Below are 6,564 nucleotides of genomic sequence, written 5' to 3'. Positions count from 1 at the left end.
GATGTGGGCTTGCGATGACAGGCAGACATTCGAATCCGTCAAGCAATGGGTTTATCGCAATCTGCGGCAAGCCATCATGTCAGGTCGGTTCCCGCGGGGTCAACCGGTAACCATCCACGGCATCGCACAAAGTCTGTCGGTCAGCGCCATGCCGGTGCGCGAGGCGATCCACCGGCTGGTGGCCGATGGCGCGCTCGAACATCTCGACAATCGCCGCGTGCGGGTGCCGGACATGGATCCGGAGAAATTCGACGAGGTCATCGCCGCGCGCATCGCGCTGGAGACGGTGGCGGCCGAGCGTTGTATGCCGCACATCGATTATCTTCGGCTGGCACGGCTGGAAAAGCTCGATGCCGAGATCGACGCCGCCTACGAGTCCGGTAATATCGAACTCGGCATCGAACGCAACTTCGCCTTCCATCGCTGTCTTTACGAGGTGCATGCCGCGATGGTGCTGCTGCCGCTGATCGAAACGCTGTGGCTGCGGCTGGGGCCGTTCATGCGCGAGGCGACCGAAAACCTGCACGAGAGCTACCGCGTCGACCGCCATGCCGAAGCGCTCGCGGCAATCCGCGCCCGCGATACCGAGGCTTTGCGCCAGGCGATTGCCGCCGATATCCAGGACGGTGCCGGCCATCTCGGCCGCACCCGTTTCCTGGAGGTCGAGGCGAGCGCCGCCGCCGAAGCGAAATGACGTCGGGAGAGGAAAGCCGGCAAACGCTGACCCGTCGCCGCCCCGGTCGCGAGCGATTTTCCCGCTCTTTCAAAGACGTCCCGCCGGCATGGAAGACAGGGCGGCCAAGAATGGGGAATTCTCGCATTTTTTTGAAAAAGACTATTTGCAATCGCCCCCCTTTTGTTTATAAGCCGCCCCACCAGCCGAGCCAATCACCTCGGCCCTGCTGGGGAATAGTTCAATGGTAGAACAGCGGACTCTGACTCCGTCGATCTTGGTTCGAATCCAGGTTCCCCAGCCAATTTCTTCTCAGTAGAAATTATCAAATGATTTGAATACGTTGGACGGGCTATTCGACCCACTGCGTACCTCTGGACGTACCTGAATGCGTACCTCTGGGCCAACTTTCCTCTCGACTGAGCATGACCTACCGGCACCCGACTGATTTGCGATTGGTGATTTCGGCCCACTATCGGAGCCGTCTGGCGCGTTACCCCCGCACTGATCGGCTACGCGGCCGGTCGATTACCGCCCACCATAGGGAGTACCCGCGTCCTCTGGAGTGATTAACCCACCCCTGAAGAGCGCGACTACTCGTCGTCTAACCACCACTCCACCCCCGCAGCAACTCTCCCGACCACCACGGGGGAGCGCATCTGCATGCGACAACCGCAAGGAAATGGAATGAAGATCGAGACCATCAGAAAACGGATGGACAAAGTCGAATTCGGGCGAGCTACTGGCCCGTTCGAGGTCGAGCTTTCAGACATTCAAATCGACCCGACGATGCAAGTTCGTGACCGCTTGGACAAGGGCAACCTACATCGCATCCGCTCGGCATATCGTGCAGGCAGCGAGGTTCCTCCATTGCTCCTGGCGTTCGTCGGAACCGATGATCAGCACCTTTTCGTAATCGATGGGCATCACCGCTTCACCACCCTCGAACTGCTTGCAGCGGAAGCAAGGCACCGAGGCGGCAAACCAGTCGATGCCGTGCAAGCGATGATCGTCAAACTCTCACCTGACGAAGCTCGTTACCAAGCGGCCATCGCCAACAACGCCCACGGTTTACAACTGAAATCCAAGGAAAGCCGTAGGGTCTTTGCAACCTATGTCCGAGCTGGCCGTCACAGAACTTCGGACGGGTTCAAATCGTACCGGGAGATCGCCAAGGAGATGGGACGCGATCACAAAACAATCGCAGCCTGGATGAGGTCAGACTTTCCGGCAGAGGCAACCCGCATGGGCGAGCCTGAGAAGGCCACGGAAGGAGGCGATGGACCTCCACGTCCAATCGTGATGCTCAAGCACGAGATCGACGCTTGGCTGCTGGAAGGTCGGAACCTATTCGATCAGGGACGTAGCGGCGACCGTAGTGGCCTTGTGGAAGGCATGGAGCGGTTAGTTGAGGCGTTCAAGGCAAATCTGGCGAGCGAGGACTGGGACGGCCTCATTCCCGGCATCGACGTGGCACCTTCGAGGATGAGCCTGCCAGCGGATGCAGACTTCTGATGCAAACGGGCTGGGGAAATTCCCCATGTACAGTTCCCAGCCCCACCGGCCTTTTTCGGGAAAAATCTTCGAGCCAACATTCTATAACGCAGCTTCTCCGACACCCCCGCCACCCCATGGTGTTTAAGGTGCTCCGTGGCAGCGTTTGTATTTCTTGCCGCTTCCGCATAGGCACCGAGCGTTACGCCCCTTCGCTGGAAAGACGAACCTGTGGTCCGTTTCATCCTCTGGCACGATGCTAGCCCGGGTGACGGCTATCCGGGTATCTGGTTGCGCCCATACCATCGAAGGCATAAACAGCTCTGGTTTGGCAGCGGCCGAGTGGTATCGACCACGTATGGTTTCACGTTGAAACGGATTGAGGGAAAGCGTCATGATCTGCTGACCTATCGTTTCAGACTTGAGCCCAGCGTTTCGTATACCGCCAACCAAAATCTGCTCAACTTGATCTACGCCCTTGCCCTTGCATCGAGCCTTGAGGTCAGCAAACACACTTGGCGCAATCGCGCTGTAGTCACCAATCGCAGATGCGAGATGGGCTCCACCAGGTAAAAGTTGGTGAAGGTATGCCCTGAACTCCGGCGTCAAACCCCTTCCATCCGGATGCTGGAAGTTGGAGACCAAGGCGAAGAAGGGGTGGTATTCCGTAGGTGATAGCCCATATCCAGCAAACAGGATGGACAACCGATGGTCAACGGACTTGATCGTCTGGTTGCCTGCAAACCTCTTCGTTAAGTCGTTCGCGGTCTCTTGAATGATTTGGCGAAGGTTGCCGCCGGTACCGCCTCGGTGCACAAGGGAGCTTGCGAGCCAATCGTGGGTATCGAAATGAGATACCCTCGCCAGTCCAGCGAAGCTAACCGCTGCTATGCCATCCCCCGCGAAGAGGGCGATGGTTTTACCGTGCTCATCATCGGAATAGCCGCCCGAGATGCGGCGATCAGTGGCCACTACGCACAACGAACCGGATATGTATGCGATGCTCAAGGTCATGGTGGCAGTCTAGCATAACGCAGGAGTGACGAGGAGTTCGAGAAAGTATGCCTCATGAGAACCAACTGAAATGGCAGTTCGATAATTTCGATTGACAACCCAAATCGAACCGAACAATAACAGACCATCCAAATCGAACCGAAGGTCCTCGCCATGTTCACCCGTGCATATCTCCGTGCCTCCACGAAGGAACAAGACGCATCTCGCGCTCGCACCGAGCTTGAAACCTTCGCCAACGAGCGCGGCCTCATCATCGCGGCAACTTACCTGGAAAACGAGAGCGGCGCTTCGCTCCAACGCCCAGAGCTTTTCCGCCTCCTATCGGATAGCCGCCCTGGCGACGTGCTTCTGGTGGAACAGGTAGATCGCCTGAGCCGCCTCAATTCAGCGGACTGGGAGCGGCTTCGCAACGAGATCAGGCAGAGGCAGGTTAAGGTGGTCGCACTCGACCTGCCGACCTCCTGGCAACTCGCCACGGCCAATTCAGATGACTTCACTGCGCGTATGGCGGACGCGATCAATGGCATGCTCTTGGACATGCTGGCTGCTATTGCCCGCAAGGACTACGAGGACCGTCGCAGGAGGCAGGCTCAGGGCATTGAGAAGGCAAAGGCGAAGGGCACCTATGCTGGCCGCCCGGAGGACACCAAGCGGAACGCAGCCATCGTTTCTATGCTCAGTTCAGGTCAGAGTTGGAACACTATCATTCAAGCCACGGGCTGCTCGCGGTCCACCCTCTCCCGGCTGGCGAAGCGACAGACACCGAGCGTTGAGGCTTGAGCCCTTGCGTGGGGGTGTCTGTTTTTTTCATCACCTCAGGGTGTTTGCGGTGACGGATAACGCTCCAACAACGCCGCCCTGGCCTTTGCAGACAGTTGGACGGCTTCCACGCAGGCCCGCCGCGCCTTCATCGCATCCGGTGCCTTGTAGTGGCCCATGGTCATGTCCAGCGGCATGTCGCCCTTCGAATGCGCCACGACCTCTGCGATTGTCCAAGGCGAGAACCCGACCGCGCCTTCGTTGATCGCGCTACTGGCCCTGGAAATGAACCATCGACGGAAGGAATGGAAATTGACGCGGGACTTACCATCGCTGGGTCTTGGGTCATCCACGCCGACCGAGTTGCGGAATGTGCCGAAGGATTTGGTCAGTCGCTGCCCGCGCTCCTTCCGTGGATCATCGCCGGGGGCGAGCCTCGGCATCTCGGGAAACAGATCGTCGCTCAACCCCTTGCCCTTAACCCTGCTCGCGATCACACCACGAAGGTCAGGATGCATTGGAACGAGCCTTGAATGCTTCTCATGCTTCCCAGCTCGAAACCGGATTTGGTCGCCCTGGCAGTCGGCAACCGTCAGATCAACGATAACGCCCATCCGCGCCCCAGTCAGCGCCGCTATAACCATGGCATCGTAGACGAACCCCCTTTTGGGCTTGCCGGAGAAGAGCCTTTCCAGCTCCTCGTCATCGAAGCTCCGCATGTCGTTACCTTCCTCAGGACGCTCCTTCTCCGCTCGTTGCTGCGTCCAGACGTTCGTTTCGACATAGCCTTTGGTCATGAGCCATTTCCAATAGCCGGAAAGGCCGGTCACGTACTTGTTGATGGTCTTGCTCGCCAAGTCGCCGCCGATGAGGCGGGAGCTGACAAAATCGCCAGCCACCCTTCTGGTTACAACTTCGATGGAGCCTTGGTACTGGTTCTCTCGAAGCCACGCCTTAAGGTAGCCAAGCACACGCTCGAAGTCAGCCACGGTGCGCGGACCCCATTTCTTCTTCTCCAAAAGGAACGTGGGTACGGGAAGGTCCAAGGGAGTTACATTTCCCAGAGCGACATCGGCGAAGGCCTGCGCCCTTGCTTCACGGTTAGGCTCGTACTCCTCTTCGCCTTCATCACCTCCTATGGGACGGCCTTGGATTTCCTCTGCCCGCCTCTTCACCGCGTCTGCGATAGCATCGATGTTAACCTCATCAAGCGCCCCAGCACCGCGCCCAGCGGCCTCCAGGGCAGCACGCAGGGCCATTGCCTCACGCATCAGGGGGTCAGATGGGGCGTCCTTGCTATACGCCTCAAGTTCGGCCTTGAGCCTCGCCACGACCGCATGTTTCAGCACGTTAGCGGTCGCGAGGCTATCGGTGCCCAACGCCTGCTTGAGCTTGGTCTTGCCGACTTGTTTTCGGAGGTTACGAGGGACATCGACCACAACCCTCCATCCTCCACCGTTCATCGGCTCCAAGTACCTCCTGTCGTGCCGTGCCACCCTGTTCGTACCTCGCTGCGTACCTCTACTGCGTACCTCTCGTATCCTCTCAACCTATTGAAAGTCAACATCTTCATAGGGTTGCAGACTACCGGGCTGGACGTCCAGGTTCCCCAGCCAAATTTTCCTTGAGTTTTCAACTGTTCGAAAACGTTACTTTCCTCGTGAAATTTCGCATGTCCTCAGTCTTCCGAACGGTCGCTGTTCTCGCGATCGTGGTGGTAGCGCTTGCTGAGCGGAAAGGGCGGTAGCCAGGATTCGCGGCGGGTGGTCCAGAGTTCGTAGGTAGGGGTGAACTGGGCGGGGGCGTCGAGGGAGCCGAGGCTGACCTCGATTTCGTCGGCGCTGCGGGAGAAGACCGACGAGCCGCAGCGGGGGCAGAAGAAGCGGCCGGCATAATCGCGGGTTTCGCCCGATACCGTCACCGCCTCCTCGGGAAAGATCGCCGAAGCGTGGAATAGTGCGCCGTGATGCTTGCGGCAATCCAGACAATGGCACAGACCCACCCGGTAGGGGCGCCCCGCAGCCACAAAGCGGATATTGCCGCACAGGCAGCCGCCGGTAAAACGATCCATGCCCTGTTTCTCCTTCTCAAGCGCGGGCAGTTTAGCGCTGTGATGCCTTCCTTGCAAAATTCTCGCCAGACGACAGGTGCGCCACGGCTGGGAACCCTTTTTGCCGGCGGACGTTTGCCTCTGCGTGAACATGAGTAGATCAAACGAGGAGATCGAACATGCGTAACATCATGATTGTCGGGGCGGCGGTGGCGGCCCTTGGTTTTGCGGGCGGCGCCTATGCGGATGACGGCGCTGCCACCGGTGCGGCCGGCGGCGCGGTCACCGGCGCCATCGTCGGCGGACCGGTGGGGGCCGCTGTCGGCGGCGTCGCCGGCGCCATCGTCGGCACAGCGCTCGATCCGCCGCCGGACCGGGTCGTGACCTATGTCGAGCAGCAGCCGATGAGCAGCTCCGTCGTCGTCGAGCAGCCCGTCGTGGTCGGGAAGGCGATCTCGCACGAAGTCGTTCTGACGCCGGTGCCGGAAGACCCGCGCTATGCATACACCGTTGTCAACGAGCAGCGTGTCATCGTCGACCCGGAAACCTATACGGTGGTCCGTGTCCTCAATTG

7 protein-coding genes and 1 tRNA gene are annotated in these 6,564 nt (G+C 59.1%); 5 read left to right on the top strand and 3 right to left on the bottom strand.

Annotated features, from left to right (window positions below):
- Position 1 precedes the first annotated feature (1 nt).
- From GTU70_RS00735 to GTU70_RS00725, 3 genes are all read left to right on the top strand, one after another.
- On the top strand, positions 2-694 hold the full coding sequence (locus GTU70_RS00735; RefSeq protein ID WP_166096842.1) for a GntR family transcriptional regulator: 693 nt from the start codon (positions 2-4) through the stop codon (positions 692-694).
- A gap of 209 nt (positions 695-903) precedes the next feature.
- Positions 904-977: transfer RNA gene (locus tag GTU70_RS00730), tRNA-Gln, on the top strand.
- A gap of 359 nt (positions 978-1,336) precedes the next feature.
- Entirely contained in the window at positions 1,337-2,188 is an 852-nt protein-coding gene (locus tag GTU70_RS00725) for a ParB N-terminal domain-containing protein (protein WP_166096841.1), read from the top strand.
- Positions 2,189-2,311: 123 nt separating this feature from the next.
- Here the strand turns inward: GTU70_RS00725 and GTU70_RS00720 are convergent, their stop codons facing one another.
- Complete coding sequence (locus GTU70_RS00720) at positions 2,312-3,181, bottom strand: YecA family protein (RefSeq protein WP_166096839.1); 870 nt, start codon at positions 3,179-3,181, stop codon at positions 2,312-2,314.
- A gap of 153 nt (positions 3,182-3,334) precedes the next feature.
- Here GTU70_RS00720 and GTU70_RS00715 point away from each other — a divergent pair, with 153 nt between their 5' ends.
- A complete protein-coding gene (locus GTU70_RS00715; RefSeq protein WP_166096838.1) occupies positions 3,335-3,961 on the top strand; it encodes a recombinase family protein in 627 nt (208 codons plus the stop codon).
- Positions 3,962-3,996: 35 nt separating this feature from the next.
- Here GTU70_RS00715 and GTU70_RS00710 read toward each other — a convergent pair whose 3' ends face one another.
- Together GTU70_RS00710 and GTU70_RS00705 are read right to left on the bottom strand one after the other, a co-directional pair.
- Complete coding sequence (locus GTU70_RS00710; protein ID WP_166096837.1) at positions 3,997-5,403, bottom strand: DUF6538 domain-containing protein; 1,407 nt, start codon at positions 5,401-5,403, stop codon at positions 3,997-3,999.
- A 215-nt stretch (positions 5,404-5,618) separates the two neighbouring features.
- On the bottom strand, positions 5,619-6,011 hold the full coding sequence (locus tag GTU70_RS00705) for a GFA family protein (RefSeq protein WP_166096843.1): 393 nt from the start codon (positions 6,009-6,011) through the stop codon (positions 5,619-5,621).
- A gap of 158 nt (positions 6,012-6,169) precedes the next feature.
- Here GTU70_RS00705 and GTU70_RS00700 point away from each other — a divergent pair.
- A partial coding sequence (locus tag GTU70_RS00700; RefSeq protein ID WP_166096835.1) for a DUF1236 domain-containing protein occupies positions 6,170-6,564 on the top strand: 395 nt, incomplete at its 3' end.

The sequence above is a fragment of the Rhizobium flavescens genome, from assembly GCF_011319365.1.
Note: the sequence above shows the minus strand (reverse complement) of the source record. Positions and strands in the feature narration are given on the sequence as shown.

What these genes read in the sequence shown, in the direction of transcription:
- GTU70_RS00720 (WP_166096839.1), bottom strand. Translation starts at nt 3,181, where the DNA reads ATGACCTTGAGCATCGCATACATATCCGGTTCGTTGTGCGTAGTGGCC.
- GTU70_RS00735 (WP_166096842.1), top strand. Translation starts at nt 2, where the DNA reads ATGTGGGCTTGCGATGACAGGCAGACATTCGAATCCGTCAAGCAATGG.
- GTU70_RS00710 (WP_166096837.1), bottom strand. Translation starts at nt 5,403, where the DNA reads ATGAACGGTGGAGGATGGAGGGTTGTGGTCGATGTCCCTCGTAACCTC.
- GTU70_RS00705 (WP_166096843.1), bottom strand. Translation starts at nt 6,011, where the DNA reads ATGGATCGTTTTACCGGCGGCTGCCTGTGCGGCAATATCCGCTTTGTG.
- GTU70_RS00725 (WP_166096841.1), top strand. Translation starts at nt 1,337, where the DNA reads ATGCGACAACCGCAAGGAAATGGAATGAAGATCGAGACCATCAGAAAA.
- GTU70_RS00715 (WP_166096838.1), top strand. Translation starts at nt 3,335, where the DNA reads ATGTTCACCCGTGCATATCTCCGTGCCTCCACGAAGGAACAAGACGCA.